Origin of the sequence: Saccharothrix texasensis (assembly GCF_003752005.1) — a bacterium.
In the GTDB taxonomy this organism is placed as follows: Bacteria; Actinomycetota; Actinomycetes; order Mycobacteriales; family Pseudonocardiaceae; genus Actinosynnema; species Actinosynnema texasense.
This window is the reverse complement of record NZ_RJKM01000001.1, coordinates 1,838,828-1,855,619: the sequence shown is the minus strand read 5'-3', so window position 1 is coordinate 1,855,619 and position 16,792 is coordinate 1,838,828. Positions and strand designations below refer to the sequence as shown.

14 protein-coding genes are annotated in these 16,792 nt (G+C 74.4%); 8 read left to right on the top strand and 6 right to left on the bottom strand.

Going from position 1 to position 16,792, the window contains the following annotated elements; genetic code table 11:
- Positions 1-13 precede the first annotated feature (13 nt).
- Entirely contained in the window at positions 14-1,303 is a 1,290-nt protein-coding gene (locus tag EDD40_RS06850; protein ID WP_123742136.1) for an MFS transporter, read from the top strand.
- Between the two features lie 222 nt (positions 1,304-1,525).
- Here the strand turns inward: EDD40_RS06850 and EDD40_RS06845 are convergent, their stop codons facing one another.
- The 3 genes from EDD40_RS06845 to EDD40_RS06835 are packed head-to-tail and all read right to left on the bottom strand — an operon-like array spanning position 1,526 to position 3,182.
- Positions 1,526-1,927, bottom strand: a complete 402-nt coding sequence (locus EDD40_RS06845; RefSeq protein WP_123742135.1) for a hypothetical protein — start codon at positions 1,925-1,927, stop codon at positions 1,526-1,528.
- Between the two features lie 17 nt (positions 1,928-1,944).
- A complete protein-coding gene (locus tag EDD40_RS06840; RefSeq protein WP_123742134.1) occupies positions 1,945-2,157 on the bottom strand; it encodes a hypothetical protein in 213 nt (70 codons plus the stop codon).
- The gene (locus tag EDD40_RS06835) at positions 2,154-3,182 is read right to left on the bottom strand and encodes a LacI family DNA-binding transcriptional regulator (RefSeq protein WP_246037489.1); all 1,029 of its coding nucleotides are present in this window, start codon (positions 3,180-3,182) and stop codon (positions 2,154-2,156) included. The genes EDD40_RS06840 and EDD40_RS06835 overlap by 4 nt, the downstream gene beginning before the upstream one ends.
- Positions 3,183-3,502: 320 nt before the next feature.
- On the opposite strand from EDD40_RS06835, the gene EDD40_RS06830 reads away from it, so the two are divergent.
- Positions 3,503-6,229: an exo-rhamnogalacturonan lyase family protein gene (locus EDD40_RS06830; protein ID WP_123742132.1), complete on the top strand. Its 2,727-nt coding sequence runs from the start codon at positions 3,503-3,505 to the stop codon at positions 6,227-6,229.
- 54 nt (positions 6,230-6,283) lie between these two features.
- Here the strand turns inward: EDD40_RS06830 and EDD40_RS06825 are convergent, their stop codons facing one another.
- From EDD40_RS06825 to EDD40_RS06815, 3 genes are read right to left on the bottom strand one after another with little or no spacing between them, the layout of a single operon-like run.
- A complete protein-coding gene (locus EDD40_RS06825) occupies positions 6,284-7,927 on the bottom strand; it encodes an extracellular solute-binding protein (protein ID WP_123742131.1) in 1,644 nt (547 codons plus the stop codon).
- 55 nt (positions 7,928-7,982) lie between these two features.
- Positions 7,983-8,870 carry a carbohydrate ABC transporter permease gene (locus tag EDD40_RS06820; protein WP_123742130.1) on the bottom strand — a complete coding sequence of 296 codons (888 nt, stop codon included), beginning with the start codon at positions 8,868-8,870 and terminating at the stop codon, positions 7,983-7,985.
- Positions 8,867-9,907 carry an ABC transporter permease gene (locus tag EDD40_RS06815; protein WP_246037488.1) on the bottom strand — a complete coding sequence of 347 codons (1,041 nt, stop codon included), beginning with the start codon at positions 9,905-9,907 and terminating at the stop codon, positions 8,867-8,869. Before EDD40_RS06815 ends, EDD40_RS06820 begins: the two co-directional genes overlap by 4 nt.
- Positions 9,908-10,102: 195 nt before the next feature.
- Between EDD40_RS06815 and EDD40_RS06810 the strand changes: the two genes are divergently transcribed.
- The 6 genes from EDD40_RS06810 (at position 10,103) to EDD40_RS06785 (ending at position 16,752) form a co-directional block, all read left to right on the top strand.
- Entirely contained in the window at positions 10,103-11,116 is a 1,014-nt protein-coding gene (locus EDD40_RS06810) for a hydroxyacid dehydrogenase (protein ID WP_211348105.1), read from the top strand.
- A gap of 29 nt (positions 11,117-11,145) precedes the next feature.
- Positions 11,146-13,005: a DUF2264 domain-containing protein gene (locus EDD40_RS06805; RefSeq protein ID WP_246037486.1), complete on the top strand. Its 1,860-nt coding sequence runs from the start codon at positions 11,146-11,148 to the stop codon at positions 13,003-13,005.
- The gene (locus tag EDD40_RS06800) at positions 13,002-13,784 is read left to right on the top strand and encodes a sugar phosphate isomerase/epimerase family protein (protein WP_123742128.1); all 783 of its coding nucleotides are present in this window, start codon (positions 13,002-13,004) and stop codon (positions 13,782-13,784) included. Before EDD40_RS06805 ends, EDD40_RS06800 begins: the two co-directional genes overlap by 4 nt.
- A 219-nt stretch (positions 13,785-14,003) precedes the next feature.
- A complete protein-coding gene (locus EDD40_RS06795; RefSeq protein ID WP_123742127.1) occupies positions 14,004-14,915 on the top strand; it encodes a DUF6807 domain-containing protein in 912 nt (303 codons plus the stop codon).
- Positions 14,912-15,658: a cupin domain-containing protein gene (locus tag EDD40_RS06790; RefSeq protein WP_123742126.1), complete on the top strand. Its 747-nt coding sequence runs from the start codon at positions 14,912-14,914 to the stop codon at positions 15,656-15,658. Before EDD40_RS06795 ends, EDD40_RS06790 begins: the two co-directional genes overlap by 4 nt.
- Positions 15,655-16,752, top strand: a complete 1,098-nt coding sequence (locus EDD40_RS06785; RefSeq protein WP_123742125.1) for a Gfo/Idh/MocA family protein — start codon at positions 15,655-15,657, stop codon at positions 16,750-16,752. The genes EDD40_RS06790 and EDD40_RS06785 overlap by 4 nt, the downstream gene beginning before the upstream one ends.
- Positions 16,753-16,792 lie beyond the last annotated feature (40 nt).

Below are 16,792 nucleotides of genomic sequence, written 5' to 3'. Positions count from 1 at the left end.
GCGGGGGAGCGGAATGGTCGCAGTGCTCGGGGATCTGCGGGACAACCGGGACCTGGCGGTGCTGGCGGGCGGGTCCGGCGTGGCCGGTCTCGGCGCGCAGCTCACGCTGATCGGGTTCACCACCGAGCTGGCCGGGTCCGGCGCGTTCGCCGTGGCCGGGCTGTTCGTGGCCGTCGCGTTCGGCGCGGTGCTCGGCACGCCGCTCGCCGGGTGGGCCCTGGACCGGGTGCCCCATCGGCTGCTGCTCGTCGTCGCGGTGTTCGCGCAGGTGCTGCTGCCTGTCGGTCTGCTGTTCGGCTACCAGCGGCCGCCTGTGCTGTACGGCCTGGTGGCGTTGCTGGGCCTGTGCGGCGCGGTCGTGTGGACGTGCGCGTCCGCCCTGGTGCCGGTGGCCGTGGGCGAGGACGGCGCGGCACGCGGTCACGCGGTGTTGTCGTCGGCGCGGAACGCCGGGTCCGTGGCGGGCATCGTGCTCGGCGGGGTGATCGCGGCCGGGCCGGGCGTGCAGTGGGCCGTGATGCTCGACGCGGTGTGCGCGTTCACGCACCTCGCGCTGGTCGTGGTGTGGCTGCGGGCGGACCGGGACCCGAGGCGGGACGACGGCGGCGCGGCCGCGCCGGGCGGCCAGTGGAGCGGCTGGGTGCTGCTGCGCAGCGACCGGCTGCTGCTGGGCCGCGTCGTCGCGCAGGCCGTGGTCGGCGTGGCCGTGGCCATCGCGCTGGTCAACCAGGTGTTCCTGGTCCTGGGCCCGATCGGGGGCAACGAGTTCACCTACGGCGCCGTGCTGGCGTGCTGGAGCGCGGGCCTGCTGCTCGGCGCGAACCTGACCCGCCGCGTCACCACCACGCGGGGGCTGGTCGCGGCCTTCGCCGCCGCGAACCTGGTGCTGGCGCTGGCGCTGGCCGCGCCGGCCCGGCTGCCGCACCTCGTGGTCACGGCGGTCGCGTGGCTGGTCGCCGGCGCGTGCGGCTCGGTGCAGAACGCGACGCTGAACGGCTTGGTCGAGGCCAGGACCTCGGACGCGGTCCGGGGACGCGTGGCCGCCACCGCCGGCGCGGTCACCACCTGCTCGGGCGTGGTCGGCCTGCTGGTGGCGGGCGTGGTCGTCGGCGCCGCCGGCCCGCTGTCCGCGTTGACCGCGGCGTCGGGGTTCGCCCTGGTGGCGGCGCTCATGGCGGTGCTGGCGGTGCTCCGCCGCGACCACCTGCGCGCCTCCGTGGCGACACCGGACCCCGACCGCGCGCCGGACGGTCAGGGGACGCTGGTCGCGGGTTCGGGCCGGTGGACGCCTCGCGGCCGGTAGCGCAGGGCGTCGGCCGGCCCGAGGAGGTCGGCGAGCAGCCACACCACCGCCGGCCACATCTCGGTGTCCTGAAGGCCCGGCGCCGTGGCGGGGAGGCCCGCGGTCGTGGGGTGCGGCGCCCGGAAGCCGAAGCCCGCGCGGCGGACCGGCGGCGCAGCGCGTCGGTGAGCAGCCGGCGCGCGACCTCGGCGACCTCGTCGGCGCGGTGCCCGGTGTGGCGGGTCAGCCAGAGCGGGTGGGTGACGTCGAGGACGGTGCAGGCGTCCTGCTGCTCCGGGCGGAAGAAGCGGGCGTCGCGGACGTGCTCCAGGACCGTGTCCACGACGCGTTCCGGGTGCGGCAGGGGCAGATCGAACTGGGCGACGTGCCGCGTGAGGCCCGGTAGCAGCCGTTGACGAGCCGGCGCAGGCCGTCGCCGGGCGTGGCCGGGGCGCCGAGCCGCCGGTTCCAGTGCAGGGCGGTGCCGAGGGCGTCGACCCAGGCGCCCGCCGACCAGGCGTCCGAGCGGAAGGCCTGCCGGAACACCTCGGTGTCCGGGTCGTCGACGGTGTGGTTGAACGCGAGGATCGAGGTGCGCGCGCCGATCCGCACGGCGTCGCCCAACCGGATGTCGCCGCGCACCACGCGTACGGGTTGATCGATCAGTCGCGCCCCGCGCGCAGCGACCCGCTCAGGTAGGCGCCCGCGGCGACGTAGCCGCCGGGGCCGAGGCGCAGCACCTCGTTCTGAACGGAGGCCGGCCCGGAGAGAAAGCAGCGCTCGCCGATCTCGTAGCCGCGCCGCTCGGCGAGGCGCCGCTGGACGTCGAGCTGCCGTCGCCGCGCCGGTTCGTCGGCCTCGGGCGGGTCGGTCACGACCGGGCGCCGGAACGCACGACGGGGCGCACCGAGTCGCGCACCACGATGTGGGTGCCGAGCATGACCCGTTCGGGTGTTCCCGACTTGTCCCGTGCGCGTTGCAGGGCCATGCGCACCGCGGTGCGGCCCAGCTCCTCGTGCGGCACGTGGACGGTGGTGAGGCCGATGTCGGCCGCGGGCGGCAGGTCGTCGAAGCCCACCACGGAGATGTCGTCGGGGATGCGCAGGCCGTGCTCGAGCAACGCCTGGCGGGCGCCGGCGGCGATGAGGTCGTTGCCCGCGAACACGGCGGTGAAGTCGGCCGGCCCGGCGGCGAGCCGTTCGCTGATCATCCGGTAGCCCTCGTGCCGCTCCATGCTGCCCTCGACCTCCAACCCGGGGTCGTGGACCACGTGGTGGTCGGCCAGGGCCTTGCGGTAGCCGGCGACGCGGCTCTCCGGGGTGGTGTAGTTGTCGCGCCTGCCCAGGAACAGGATGCGCTGGTGGCCCGCCGACAGCAGGTGGCTGGTGATGGCGTAGGCGCCGCCGGTGTTGTCGTACTCCACGACCAGGGCGGGCACGTCCGGCCCGAGCGGCGGGCGTCCGCACAGGACCAGCTGGGAACCGGCGAGCGCCAGCGCGCGGGCGTACTCGGCCATCCGGGCGCGGTACGCCTCGTCCGCCACCACGTTGCCGACCAGGATCACGCACTCGGCGTGCTCCTCGCGCATGAGCTGGACCGTGGCCAGCTCCCGCTCCGGGTCGCTGCCGGTCGTGCCGACGATGCAGAGCTTGCCCTCGATCGCGGCCTGGGTCTGCACGCCCTGCGCGACGTGGGCGTAGTGCGGCGACACGACGGAGTTGACGATGATGGCGACGCTGCGGCTGCTCGCGCCCGCCAGCCCGCGCGCGTTGGCGTTGGCCACGTAGTCCAGCTCGCGCACCGCCCGCAGCACCCTGGTCCGCGTGGCCGGCGCGCCGGGGTAGGTGCCGGACAGGATCCGGGAGACGGTGGCGACGGACACCCCGGCGTGGGCGGCCACGTCACGGATCGTCGTCGGCCGGGGTCCACCGCTGTCGGACGCCGCTCGCCGAACCATCCCGCCTCCGTCCGCGCTGGTGCACGCCGCTGGTAAAACGCTTGCACGCGATGCTTCCGGCGGACTGTCCCGGTGTCAAATCACCATTGCGGTCGACGGCGGGCCGGAGCGGGGCCCGTTCGGACGCGTCCGACCCGTCTTTGCTGTAACCGCATACCTCCCATTGCCGGGTCTCTTGACAGAGGCTGCCGCCCGTGCTGGCATTACCGCTCTGTAAACGTTTTCATCACCTCATCGGAGTCCCCCGCCGGAGTGGAGCACCCATGGCGATGATCTCCCGACGCAACCTCATCCTCGGCGCGGCCGCGGTCGGCGCCGCCGCGCACACCGGTCACGGCGCCGCGCCGGCGCATGCCGCAGGCCCTCGACCGGCCGCGGCGAGCGGCGTCCTGGCCGACGGCGTCCCGCTCGGCTGGCTGGAAGGCGGCACGCCGCGGCGGCTGGCCGCCGGGTCCACCTGGGGCGTGCCGTGGCCGAAGGGCACGGTGCCCGAAGAGCAGGCGTTCGCCCTGCGCACGGCCGCGGGGCAGCAGGTGCCCGTGCAGACGTGGGCCACCGCGTACTGGCCGGACGGCTCGCTGAAGTGGACCGCGCACGCCATCGGCGAGGACGTGCCGCCGGCCGAGGAGTACGTGCTGACCGGCGGCACGCCCGCCGGGCCCGCGACGGCCGTGACGGTCGAGGACGGCCGCAACGAGGTCGAGGTGAGCACCGGCGTCATCCGGTGCGTGATCCCCAGGAAGGGCGACCAGCTGGTCCGCGCCCTGGTCCGGGGCGACCGCGAGATCGCCCGCAACGGCCGCCTGGTGTGCCTGCGGCAGGACGAGCCGGGCGGCGACGAGGGCGGCACGGCGAAGGCGGAGAAGTTCACCGGCCGCACGGAGAAGGTGACGGTCGAGCAGTCCGGCCCGGTCCGCGCCGTCGTCCGCGTCGACGGCGGCCACCGGCACGGCAACCGGACCTGGCTGCCGTTCACCGTGCGCCTGTACTTCTACGCCGGCAGCGACGGCGTCCGCGCGGTGCACAGCTTCGCGTACGACGGCGACGAGAAGGAGGACTTCGTCCGCGGCCTGGGCATCCGGTTCGACGTGCCGATGCGCGACGAGCCCCACGACCGGCACGTGCGCTTCGCCGGACCCGGTGACGGCGTGCTGTCCGAGGCGGTGCGCGGCGTCACCGGACTGCGCCGCGACCCCGGCGCGGAGGTCCGCCGGGCGCAGGTCGCCGGCCGGGCCACGCCACCGGTGTCCACCTGGGACACCAGGGTGGCTTCGCGGCTGCACCTCGTCCCCGCCTTCGGCGACTACTCGCTGCGCCAGCTCTCCGCCGACGGGTTCCAGGTCCGCAAGCGCACCAAGGCGGGCCACGGGTGGATCCCGGTCGACGCCGGCGGCCGGGCGGGCGGGCTCGGGTACGTCGGCGGCCCCGGCGGCGGCTTCGCGTTCGGCCTGCGGCACTTCTGGCAGCTGCACCCCACCCAGCTCGACGTGCGGGGCGCGGCCGGCGAGACGGCCGAGGTCACCGTGTGGCTGTGGTCGCCCGACGCCGAGCCGATGGACCTGCGCTTCTACCACGACGGCCTGGGCCAGGACACCTACCCCGAGCAGCTGGAGGGCCTGGAGATCACCTACGAGGACTACGAGCCGGGGTTCGGCACCCCCTACGGGATCGCGCGCACGACGGAGCTGGTGTTCTGGGCGTTGGCGTCGACGCCGCCCGCCGAGCGGATCGCCGAGCTGGCCGACGCGGTGCGCACCCCGCCGCTGGTCGTCGCACCGCCCGCGCACCTGCACGCCGCCGGCGTGTTCGGCGACTGGTCGCCGGTGGACCGCTCGACCCCGGCGAGGGCGCGCATCGAGGACCGGCTGGACCTCCTGTTCGCCCACCACAGCGCGCAGGTGGAGCAGCGGTCCTGGTACGGGTTCTGGGACTACGGCGACATCATGCACAGCTACGACCCCGACCGGCACGTGTGGCGCTACGACGTCGGCGGCTACGCGTGGGACAACTCGGAGCTGTCCACCGACCTGTGGCTCTGGTACCACTACCTGCGCACCGGCCGGGCCGAGGCGTTCCGCTTCGCCGAGGCGATGACCCGCCACACCGGCGAGGTCGACGTCTACCACCTCGGCAAGTGGCGCGACCTCGGCACGCGGCACGGGGTGCAGCACTGGGCCGACAGCGCGAAGCAGGCGCGCATCAGCAACGCCGGCTACCGGCGGTTCCTGTACTTCCTCACCGCCGACGAACGCGTCGGCGACCTGATGCGCGACCTCGTGGACGCCGACCGGACGTTCCTGGCCCTGGACCCCGTCCGCAAGATCCGCACCGGGCCGTACGAGCCCGACCCGCATGCCCTCGGCGTCAGCACCGGCACCGACTGGAGCGGGCTCGCGCTCGCCTGGCTGACCGAGTGGGAGCGCGGCGGCGACCCGGTCGCCCGCGAGAAGCTGCTCAACGGGATGCGCAGCATCGCCGCGATGCCCAACGGGTTCGCGCGCGGCAGCGGCCTGTACGACCTGGACGACGGCACGTTCACGCCGACGGAGCCCGCGGTGGGCGTCGGGTCGCTGGGCGCGGTGTTCGGCCTGGTCGAGCTGTGCAGCGAGCTGATCTCGCTCACCGGCGACGAGGCGTTCACCGGGGCGTGGTTGCAGTACTGCCGCCTCTACAACGGCACCGCCGCCGAGCAGCAGGCGGAGACGGGGCAGTCGTGGGGCAGCCTGAACCTGCGCCAGGCGCACTCCCGGCTCACCGCCTACGCCGCCGCCAAGCTCGGTGACACCAGGCTCGCCCAGCGGGCCTGGGCGGAGTTCGACACGGGCCACGCGGGCTACCCGAAGGGCCACGACTTCGGGTCGCGGCGGGTCGAGGGGCCGAAGGTGCTCAAGCCGGTGGACGAGGCCGACTTCAGCACCAACGCCTCCGCGCAGTACGCCCTGGCCGCCATCCAGTGCCTCGCCCTGGTGGGCGACCGCCTGCCGGCGTGACCGGAGCTCCGGTCCCACCCGGCGCTCCCGGGCGGGGCCGGAGCTCCGACGGCGTCACCGGTTCGCCGCGTGCTCCTCGGCCAGCTCCCCGGCGACCCGGTCGCCGCCCGCCTGCCGCCACTGGGTGACGACGTCCTTCCACGCGGACAAGGGCTTGCGGCCGAAGGCGACCGCGGCGATCCCCTCCCCGACGATCTGGCCGAGCTGGGCGCCCTTGCCCGCCTCGGTGGCCGACCGGAGCCCGGTGGCGGGGTTGCGCACGCTGCGCGGCAGGGTGGCCTTCTGCCACTCGTGCACGGCCTTGGCCGCGTCCGGGTACCCGGGCAGGTAGAGGACCGCCGGCGCGGCGCCGACGTACTTCGTCGGCAGCAGCGAGTTGTTCTCCTGGCCGTAGAGGTCGGTGGTCCTGATGCCGTCGGCGTCCTTGGTGAAGTGCTTGCCCTCCACGCCGTAGTTGGCCAGCTCGTGCTCCTCGGTGCCGAACGGCGCGCTGAGGTAGTCGACGATGCGCAGCAGCAGCTTGACGCGGGCCGGCTCGGCCTTCTTGAACGTGACGTGGCCGAAGACGCCCGGACCCTGCCACGGTGTGGCCTGCGGCCCGTAGGGGCGGCCGAGGTCGAGGGCGAACCGGCCGTCGATCTTCTTCATGGTCGCCAGGCTCACCGAGCCGAACCCGTCGTTCATGGTGGCGACCGTGCCGTTGTGGAAGTGGCTCTGCATGTCCGTGGAGCTGGTGGTGAGGCTGTCGGGGTAGTGCGCGCCCGACTCGACCAGCTCGCGCATGACCTCCAGCGCCTGCTCGAACTGGGGCGTGGCCAGGGTCGGCGCGAACGCGCCGCCGTCCGCGGACCACGTGTTGGGCGCGCCGAGCGAGCCCGCGTGGTAGGTGATGCCGCCCAGGCCGCCGAACAGCGTCTTGAACCAGCCGACGCCCCACTTGCGGTCGCCGGTGAGCTGCTTCATCGCGTCGAGGTGCTGCTCGGTCGTCCAGTCCAGGGGTATGCCCGCCGCGTCCAGGGCCGTGCGGTTGACGAACAGGCTGTTGGCCGGCATCGGGCGTTCCAGCGGGACGCCGTGCAGCTTGCCGCCGATGCGGCCCATGCCCTTCCAGGCGTAGGTGGGCAGGTTGGCCAGGTTGGGGTACTCCTTGACCGCGTCGCCGCCGACGAACTCCGACAGGTCGGCGCACCGGGCCTGGACGAACTCGGCGGCGTGCGGCAGCGCCAGGTTCGAGAACATGACCAGGTCCGGCAGGTCGCCGCTCGACGCCATCAGCGTGGCCATCTTCTGCCCGTACTCGGGGTCGGGCACCACGATGACCTTCAGGTTGACGCCGAGCGCCCGGTTGACCGCCTGCCAGTACTGGTTGTCGCCGACCGGTTTGGGCGGCGCGCCGTAGGACAGCACCATCACCGTCACGTCGGACCCGTCGCCCGGGGTGTCGCCCACCGACCGCACCAGCCGCTCGGGGTACTTCAGGTAGAGCGGCTGCACGCCGGAGTCGTCGCCGGGGGCGTCCGGGGTCGGGCCGGTGAACGGCACGTACGTCGGCCACGGGGCCAGGTCCTTGCCCGCGTTGGAGACGCCGCCACCCGAGGGGCCGCCGCCGCACGCCGTGAGGAAGGAGGGGACGGCGAGGCCGAGCGCGCCGACGCCCGCCAGCCGGAGCAGGGAACGGCGGTCGATGCGGTGGTCCATGACGAGGTTCCTCTCCCGGCCGGGAAGCCGAAAGGAGTGGTTGCGGTGGAGGGGGTCAGGCCTTCAAGGCACCGGTGACGACACCCTTGACGAAGTAGCGCTGCAGGAACGGGTACACGCACACGATGGGCAGCGTCGCCAGCATCACCACGGCCATCTGCACGGACTGCGGCGACGTGGCCGCCAGCTCGCCCGAGGACTCGGCGAGCGACGCCCCGCCGGTGACGTACTGCCGCAGCACGGTGCCGATCGGCCACTTGGCCTGGTCGTTGAAGTAGATGATCGCCTCGAAGAAGCGGTTCCAGTACGCGACCGCGTAGAACAGGCCGACCACGGCGATGACCGCCTTGGACAGCGGCAGCACGACCAGGCGCAGGATGCCCAGCTCGCCCGCGCCGTCGATGCGCGCGGCGTCGATCAGCTCCGCGGGGATCGACTGGAAGAAGCCGCGCATCACGACCAGGTTGAACACGTTGACCAGGAACGGCAGGACCAGCGCGGCGTAGGAGTCGAACAGCCCGGCGCCCCGCACCACCAGGAACAGCGGCACCATGCCCGGCGGGAACAGGAACGTGAACAGCACCAGCAGCAGCAGCGGTTTGCCGCCGTACACCGCGGGCCGGCTCAACGTGTAGGCCAGCCCGATCGTGCAGAACAGGCTCAGCGCCGTGCCGACGACCGTGACGCCCGCGCTGACCAGCAGCGCCCGGCTGATGATGCCGCCCTGGAGGATCTCGGCGTAGGAGTCGAACGAGAACTCGTCGGGCCAGAGCACCCAGCCGCCGTCGGCGATCACGTTCTGCGGCGAGGCCAGGCTGGTCGCCAGCACCGTCCACAACGGGAAGACCACCAGCGCGACCACCACGGTCAACGCCACGGCCTTGGCGACGCGCACCGCGGGGGTTGGCCGGCCCATCCAGGCCGGCGCGGTCGTCCTGCTCATGCCTTGTAGACCCCCTGTTCGCCCAGCCGGTGGGCCACCTTGTTCGCCGCGTAGACGAGCGCCACGCCGACCGCGCCCTTGAACAGCCCGACCGCCGCCGCGTAGCCGAAGTCGCCGTTCGCGAAGCCGGTGAAGTACACGAACGTCTCCAGCACCTCGCCCGCCTCCGGGCCGACCGACTGGCGCTGGAGGAAGAACTGCTCGAACCCGATCGAGAGGAACTCGCCCAGCCGCAGCACCAGCAGCAGCACGATCACCGGCCTGATCGCGGGCAGCGTCACGTGCCACACCCGGCGCCACCAGCCCGCGCCGTCCAGCGCCGCCGCCTCGTACTGCTGCTCGTCCACCTGCGACAGCGCGGCCAGGAAGATGATGGTGGCCCAGCCGCACTCCTTCCACACCAGCTGCGCGACCACCAGCGGCCCGTACGCGTCGGCGTTGCCGATGATCGACACCCCGCCCACACCCAGGTCCGACAGCCAGCCGTTCACCACGCCCGCGCCGCCCAGCACCTGCTGGAACAGCGCGACCACGATCACCCACGACAGGAAGTGCGGCAGGTACACCACGCTCTGCACGAAGCGCCGCAGCGTGTCGCCCACGACGCTGTCGAGCAGCAGCGCCAGCGCCAGCGGCGCGGGGAAGAAGAACACCAGCTGCAACGCGGCGATCAGCAGCGTGTTCTTCACCGCGTTCCAGAACAGCGGGTCCGAGGCCATGCGCTCGAAGTGCGCCAGGCCGACCCACTCGCTGCCCGGGACCCCCAGGAACGGCACGTAGTCCTGGAACGCCAGCACGTTGCCGAACAGCGCGCCGTAGTGGAAGAACAGGAAGTACGCCAGGCCCGGCGCGGCGACGAGCAGCAGCACCCGGTCGGCCCGGAGGCGGCGCAGGTGACCGGGGCGCGGCCGACCGCCCTCCGGTGGGGCGGGCGCCTTCCCGGTCGGGGGACTGGCGCCACCGGTGCCGCCGCGGACCCGCGTCATGCTCACGTCGAACGCCTCTCTCGCGGTGCCGAGCCGAAACAGAATGGTCACGAAGATAAAACGGTTACACAGGTTCGTCAACGCCTTGCGTGGCTGGTAGGACTGGGTGTATTCGCCTGTGCCACCACTCTGCTCCGGTCAGGTTGCGGGCATTGTGAGCGGAAGGGGTGATGCGTAGAGTGACCTGTGGATGCAAACGTTTACATGGATCGGCCGCTGCCCGACCCACTGATAGGAGCCCACTCCGTGCCACGGCGCCCTGTCGCGGTCTTCGCCCTCGCCCCCTGGGCGTTCGCCGACGTCTTCCCGCCCGACCTCGTCACCCGGTTGCGGCGGCTGGTCGACATCGACCCGACGACGACGTTCACCTCGTTCGACGGGCCGGCCGCCGCCGCGGCCCTGGCGGAGGCGGACGTCCTGGTCACCGGGTGGGGCTGCCCGCGCGTCGACGCCGGGGTGCTGGCCGCCGCGCCGGGGCTGCGCGCGGTCGTGCACGCCGCCGGCACGGTGAAGTCGTCCGTCGACCCCGTCGTGTTCGAACGCGGGGTGGTCGTCTCCTCGGCCGCCGAGGCCAACGCCGTCCCGGTGGCCGACTACACGATGGCCATGCTGGTGCTGGGCGCCAAGCGGGCGTTCGGTCGCGCCCGGCGGTACGCGACGGCCGCCGAGGGCGCGCCGCGGGACTGGCTGCCCGGCGACGGCACCGGGCTGCACGACTGCGCGGTCGGGGTCGTCGGCGCGTCCCGGATCGGGCGCCTCGTGCTGCGGCGGCTCCGGGCGTTCGACGTGGAGGTGCTGCTCCACGACCCGCACGTGACCCGCGCGGAGGCCACGCGCCTCGGCGCGGAGGCCGTGGGGATGGACGACCTCTGCCGCCGCAGCGACGTGGTCACGGTGCACGCGCCGGCCCTGCCCGAGACCCGGCACCTGCTCGACGGCCGCAGGCTGGACCTGCTGCCCGAGGGCGCGCTCGTGATCAACACCGCGCGCGGCTCGCTGATCGACACCGACGCGCTGACCAGGGTGTGCGCCACCGGCCGGATCTCGGCGATCCTGGACGTGACCGAGCCGGAGCCGCTGCCCGCCGGGCACCCGCTGTTCGCCCTGCCCAACGTGCTGATCACCCCGCACCTGGCCGGCGCGCAGGGCCGCGAGCTGCGGCGCATCGGCGAGTTCGCGGTCGCCGAGGTGGGCCGGTTCGTCAAGGGCGTGCCGCTGGTCGGGCGGGTGGCGGCCGAGCGGCTGCCGTACATCGCGTGACCGGCTCGTCCGACGAGAGGATGCACCGCGTGAACCCCTTGGCCGACCTGGCGGAAGACCGGCGGCTCAGCCCGCGCACCGGGTACACCCGCGCCCACTGGGAGGCCGCCGCCGACGCGTTGCTCGACGCGGCGTGGCGGTGGGCGAGCCCCGGCGGCGCCCGGCTGGACCTACCCGGTCCGGCGTCGGGCAGCGGCGTGCGCAGCGACGGCCTGGAGGGGTTCGCCCGGACCCTCCTCGCCGCGGGCTTCCGGGTCGCCGGCGCGGGCGGCGACGACCCGCACGGCCGGCTGGCCCGGTACGCCGACGGCCTCGACGCGGGCACCCGCACGCCCGGCGCGGACGACGCCGAGTCGTGGCCGGTGATCCGCGACCACCACGTGCGTGGCCAGCCGATGGTCGAGGCGGCGTCGGTCGCGCTCGCCCTGCGGGTGAGCCGGCCGTGGCTGTGGGACCGGCTGGACGACGCCGTCCGGGACCGGGTCGAAGCCTGGCTGCGGGACGCGCTGCACGCCCTGCCCGCGCCCAACAACTGGTACCTGTTCCCGTTCACCGTGGCCGGGTTCCTCGAAGCGGTCGGCCGGGGCGACGCCGACACCGCCCACGTCCGGCGGCGCGCCCTGGACCTGCTGGAGGCGTGGTACCGGGGCCAGGGCTGGTACTCCGACGGCGACGGTCGCGCCTTCGACCACTACAACGGCTGGGCGCTGCACCTGTACCCGGTGCTCGACGCGCACCTGGCGGGGACGGGCTCCCCGCACGGCGACCGGCTGCGCGAGCACCTCGCCGGGTTCTCGCTGCTGTTCGGCGGCGACGGCGCCCCGGTGCACCACGGCAGGTCGCTGACCTACCGGTTCGCCGCCGGCGCGGCCGTCGCCCTCGGCGCGGTCACCGGCCACACCCCGCTCGCGCCGGGGGTGTCCCGCCGGCTGCTCAGCGGCTGCCTGCGCCACTTCCTCGACCGGGGCGCGGTGGACGACCGCGGCCTGCTCGGCCTCGGCTGGCACGGCCCGCACGCCCCGACCGTGCAGCGCTACTCCGGGCCCGCCTCGCCGTACTGGGCGGCCAAGGCGTTCGTGTGCCTGCTCGCCGGGCCCGACGACCCGCTGTGGACCGAGGTGGAGCGGGACGCGCCCGTCGAGGAGCGCGACCACGTGCTCGGCCTGTCCGCGCCGGGCTTCCTCGTGCAGACCACGTCCGCCGACGGGATCGTCCGCCTGCACAACCACGGCAGCGACCACGTGCGCCCGACCCACGCGGAGACCGCCGAGGGCGACGACCCGCACTACGGCCGGTTCGCGTACTCGACCCGCACCGGTCCGACCCCCGCCGGCCACCCGGCCGACAACCACCTCGCCGTCGTGCACCGCGGGCTGCGCGGCGCCCGCCGCCGCATCCACCCGCTCGGCGCGGGCCACGGCGACGGCTGGGGCTGGGCCGCCTCGTGGCACCGGCCGGTGTTCCCCGGCGGCTCGCCGTTGCTGCCCGCGTTGCGCGTGGAGAGCGTCGTGGTCGCCCGAGGACCGCACGAACTGCGCGTGCACCGCGTGGTCGGCGCGCCGCCCGGGGCCGGTGTCGAGCTGACCGGCTGGGCCGCCGGGCCCGACCTGTCCTCGGTGCTGCGCCCCCTGCACGGCTGGGAGTCCGCCGACGACGTCGTCGCGCCGGGCGGCACCGCGTTCACCGCCTCGGCGCGGGTGCCGAGGCTGCTCGGGACCTCGGACGGCACCTCCGCGCACGTCGCGCTGGCCGTGCTCGCGGTCGACCCGGGGGACCTCGCCGACGTGGTGGCGGTCGTGGCCGCCGGGCCGGACGCCGTCGAGGCGCGCTGGTCGGACGGGACGGTGACCAGGGTGTCCTTCGCGCCGCTGGAGGTGGTGCACGGGTGACCGGGTGGCGGTTCGCGGTGAGCACGCTCGGCGCGCCCGGCGTGCCGCTCGCGGACAGCGCGCGGGTGGCGGCCGAGCACGGCTGTCACGGCCTGGAGGTCCGCGTGCACCCCGACGAGGAGGTCCACCTCGGGATGTCGCCCGTGCGGGCGGCGCGGGCACGTGACCGGATCGCCGACGCCGGCGTGGCGGTCGCCTGCCTCGCGGGCTACCCGAAGGTGTGCCGTCCGGGACCGGACGGGCCGGTGGTGGACGAGCTGCGCGCCCTGGTGGAGTTGGCGGCGTCGCTCGGTGCGCCGTCGGTGCGGGTGTTCCCCGGCGGCGAGCGCCCGGGTGAGGACGGGCGGGCGTCGCAACGCATCGCCGCCGTGCTGCCCGACCTGCGTTCCGCCGGCGTCCGGCTGCTGGTCGAGACGCACGACTCCCACCCGACCGGCGCGGCGGCGAGGCGGCTGGTCGCGCCGTTCGGCGACCCCGGTCGGGTGGCGGTGCTGTGGGACGCGGTGCACCCGTGGCGCGCGGGCGAGCCGCCGGAGCGCACGCGCGCGTCGCTGGGGGAGTACCTGGGGTACTTCCAGGTCAAGGACGTGGCCGCCGGCGACCCCACGCCGGTCGTGCCGGGTGCGGGCGACGTGCCGTTGGCGCGGTGCGGCCGGCTGTTGGCGGACTGGTCGGGATGGGTGTCGCTGGAGTGGGAACGCGCCTGGTACCCCGACCTCGCGCCGCTGCCGGCGCCGCTGCGCGCGGCGGCCGACTGGTACGCCCGGTGGCGGCCGTGACCCGCTTGCCGGGGGACGCGGTGGCGGGCAGCGAGGGCGACCGCGGGGTGTGGAAAGCGCTTTCCGCAGTGCCGGCGAGCGGGTGAACGACCCTTGACGAGGGGTGCGGCGGGCCGGAATACTCGCCGGAAAGCGCTTTCCGACCGAAGGGGTCCGGGTGGAAGAGGCCGTCGTCGCGATCCGGGAGCAAGTCGGGCTCGACCTGCCGGAGCGGTCGCGGTGAGCGCCTTGGCCGTGCGGCACGACATCGGGTCCGCGCTGACCCTGCGCGCCGGTGACGTCGACCTCGCGCGCTACGTCTACGTGCCCGACACGCCGGAGCTGGAGTCGCCCAAGCCGTACCTGCACCCGGTCCGCACGCGGGCGGGGCGGGTGGTGAGCCTGTTCCGGCCGCACGACCACGTGTGGCACAAGGGGATCGCCTGGTCGTTGCCGAACGTCGGCGACGAGAACTTCTGGGGCGGTCCGACCTACGTGCACGGGCGGTCCTACGTGCAGCTGGCCAACAACGGCGCCCAGCTGCACCGGCGCGTGGTCGACGTCGGCGTGGACGGGGAGACGGCCGGGTTCACCCACGAGTTGGACTGGATCACCCAGGCCGGGGCGACGGTGATCACCGAGCGGCGGACGATCGCCGCGTCCCTGCTGTCCGACGAGGCGTGGGCGTTGACGTTCGACACGACGATGACGAACACCTCGGGGCGGGACGTCGCGTTCGGCTCGCCGACCACGCGCGGCCGGGAGAACGCGGGGTACGGGGGCCTGTTCTGGCGCGGGCCGCGCTCCTTCACCGGCGGCGCGGTCGTGACGCCCGACGACGTCGGCGGTGACGAGCTGCGCGGCCGGCGGTCCGAGTGGATGGCCTTCGCGGGCCGCCACGACGGCGACGACGCGCGATCCCTGGTCCTGATGGTCGACCACGCGGCCAACCCGCACCACCCGCCGCGGTGGTTCACCCGGTCCGAGAACTTCGCGTGCCTGAACCCGGCCCCGTTCTTCAGCGAGGAGCTCGTCGTCGCGGACGGGGAGACCGTGCGGTTCCGCTACGGCGTCGGGGTGGCCGACGGCGGCGAGGAAGACGCCGCCGCCCTGGCGGATTCGGTGCGCCGTGTGTTGGGTGAGTCGGTGTGAGCACGTTTCCCGGCGGGACGTCGTTGTCGTTCCTCGACGTCTACGACGACGCGGCGCCCGACGGCGTGGTGGGTGGCAGCCCGCACCTGCACCTGGCGTCGACCGAGTGCTACGTGGTCGTCGGCGGTGAGGGCGAGCTGCACGCGATGACCCTCGACGGCTGCCGCGAGATCCCGCTCGCCGCCGGTTCGGTGGTGTGGTTCACCCCCGGCACGATCCACCGCGCCGTCAACCACGGCGGTCTGCGGGTGGTCGTGGTGATGGGCAACGCGGGGCTGCCCGAGGCGGGTGACGCGGTGATGACGTTCCCGCCCGAGGTCGTCGCCGACCCGGACCGCTACCGGGACGCGGCGACGTTGCCGGTCCGGGCGACGGAAGCCGAACGGGCCGTCGACGCCCGCCGACGCCGCGACCTGGCGGTGGAGGGCTTCGTCCGGCTCCGGGACGCCCTCCGCGGCGGTGACCCGGCTCCGCTGCGCCAGTTCCACGCGTCGGCGGCGGCGTTGGTCCGGAACCGGGCCGAGACCTGGGCGGACATCGTGCGCGCCGGGCCGCTCGGCCAGGCCGGGACCACTCTCGCGATCACCCAGGACCTGTCGCGGGGCGTGGCCGCGCACTTGGCGCGGGCGGCCGTGACGCGGGCACCGGAGCCGCGGCGGGTGTTCGGCATGTGCGGCCGGCTGCGCCCGGTCGACGTGGGCTTCCCCCTGACCGTCGCAGCGGACGAGGAGCACCTCTCGTGACCAGTCGCAGCTACACCTGCGCGATCGTCGGCACGGGCGCGATCGCCGGCGCCCACGCCGAGGCCATCGCGCAGCTCGCCGGCCGGGCCCGGCTCGTCGGCGCGGTCGACGTCGACGTCGACCGGGCCGCCGCGTTCGCCGCGTCCTGGGACGTGCCCGCCTACCCGACGCCGGCCGCGCTGCTCCAGGACGGGCGACCCGACCTGGTCCACGTGTGCACGCCACCGGGGACGCACCTGCCGCTCGCGCTGGAGTGCCTGGCGGCGGGCGCGGTGCCCGTGGTCGAGAAGCCGCCGGTGCTGTCGTTGGCCGGTGTCGACCGGTTGCGCGCCGCCGAGGAGGCGACCGGCGTGCCGATGGCCACCGTGTTCCAGCACCGGTTCGGGTCCGGCGCGGTGCGGCTGCGGCGGCTGGTGGCCGAGGGCGCGCTGGGCCGGCCGCTGGTGGCGTCGGCGAGCACGTTGTGGTTCCGCGACGACGACTACTTCGCCGTCCCGTGGCGGGGGAAGTGGGAGTTGGAGGGTGGCGGGCCGACGATGGGGCACGGCATCCACCAGTTCGACCTGCTGCTGTCGATCCTGGGCCCGTGGCGCAGCGTCACCGCGATCGCCGCCCGCCAGGCCCGGCCGACCGACACCGAGGACGTGTCCGCCGCTCTCGTGCGGTTCGAGTCCGGCGCGGTGGCGACCGTGGTCAACTCGCTGGTCTCACCGCGCCAGACCAGCCAGTTGCGCTTCGACTTCGAACGGGCCACCGTCGACCTGGAACACCTCTACGGCTACACGGACGCGCACTGGACGTTCACCGCCGCGCCCACGGCGCCCGACGTCGCCTCGGCGTGGGACAGCGGCCCGACCGACACGCCCAGCGGCCACACCGCCCAACTGGCCGCCGTGCTCGACGCCCTCGACACCGGCGGGACGCCACCCGTGTCGACCGCCGACACCAGGATGACCATGGAGTTCGTCGCCGCCGTCTACGCCTCGGCGTTCACCGGCGGCACGGTCGAGCAGGGCGAGATCACCGACGGCCACCCGTTCTACGACAGCATGGCGGGCACCGGCGCGCCCTGGCCGACCACGTCCTCCCGGTGACGGGCGGCGCGTGCCGCCGGTGACGGGCGCGGGGACGGCC

What these genes read in the sequence shown, in the direction of transcription:
- EDD40_RS06850 (WP_123742136.1), top strand. Translation starts at nt 14, where the DNA reads ATGGTCGCAGTGCTCGGGGATCTGCGGGACAACCGGGACCTGGCGGTG.
- EDD40_RS06825 (WP_123742131.1), bottom strand. Translation starts at nt 7,927, where the DNA reads ATGGACCACCGCATCGACCGCCGTTCCCTGCTCCGGCTGGCGGGCGTC.
- EDD40_RS06820 (WP_123742130.1), bottom strand. Translation starts at nt 8,870, where the DNA reads ATGAGCAGGACGACCGCGCCGGCCTGGATGGGCCGGCCAACCCCCGCG.
- EDD40_RS06830 (WP_123742132.1), top strand. Translation starts at nt 3,503, where the DNA reads ATGGCGATGATCTCCCGACGCAACCTCATCCTCGGCGCGGCCGCGGTC.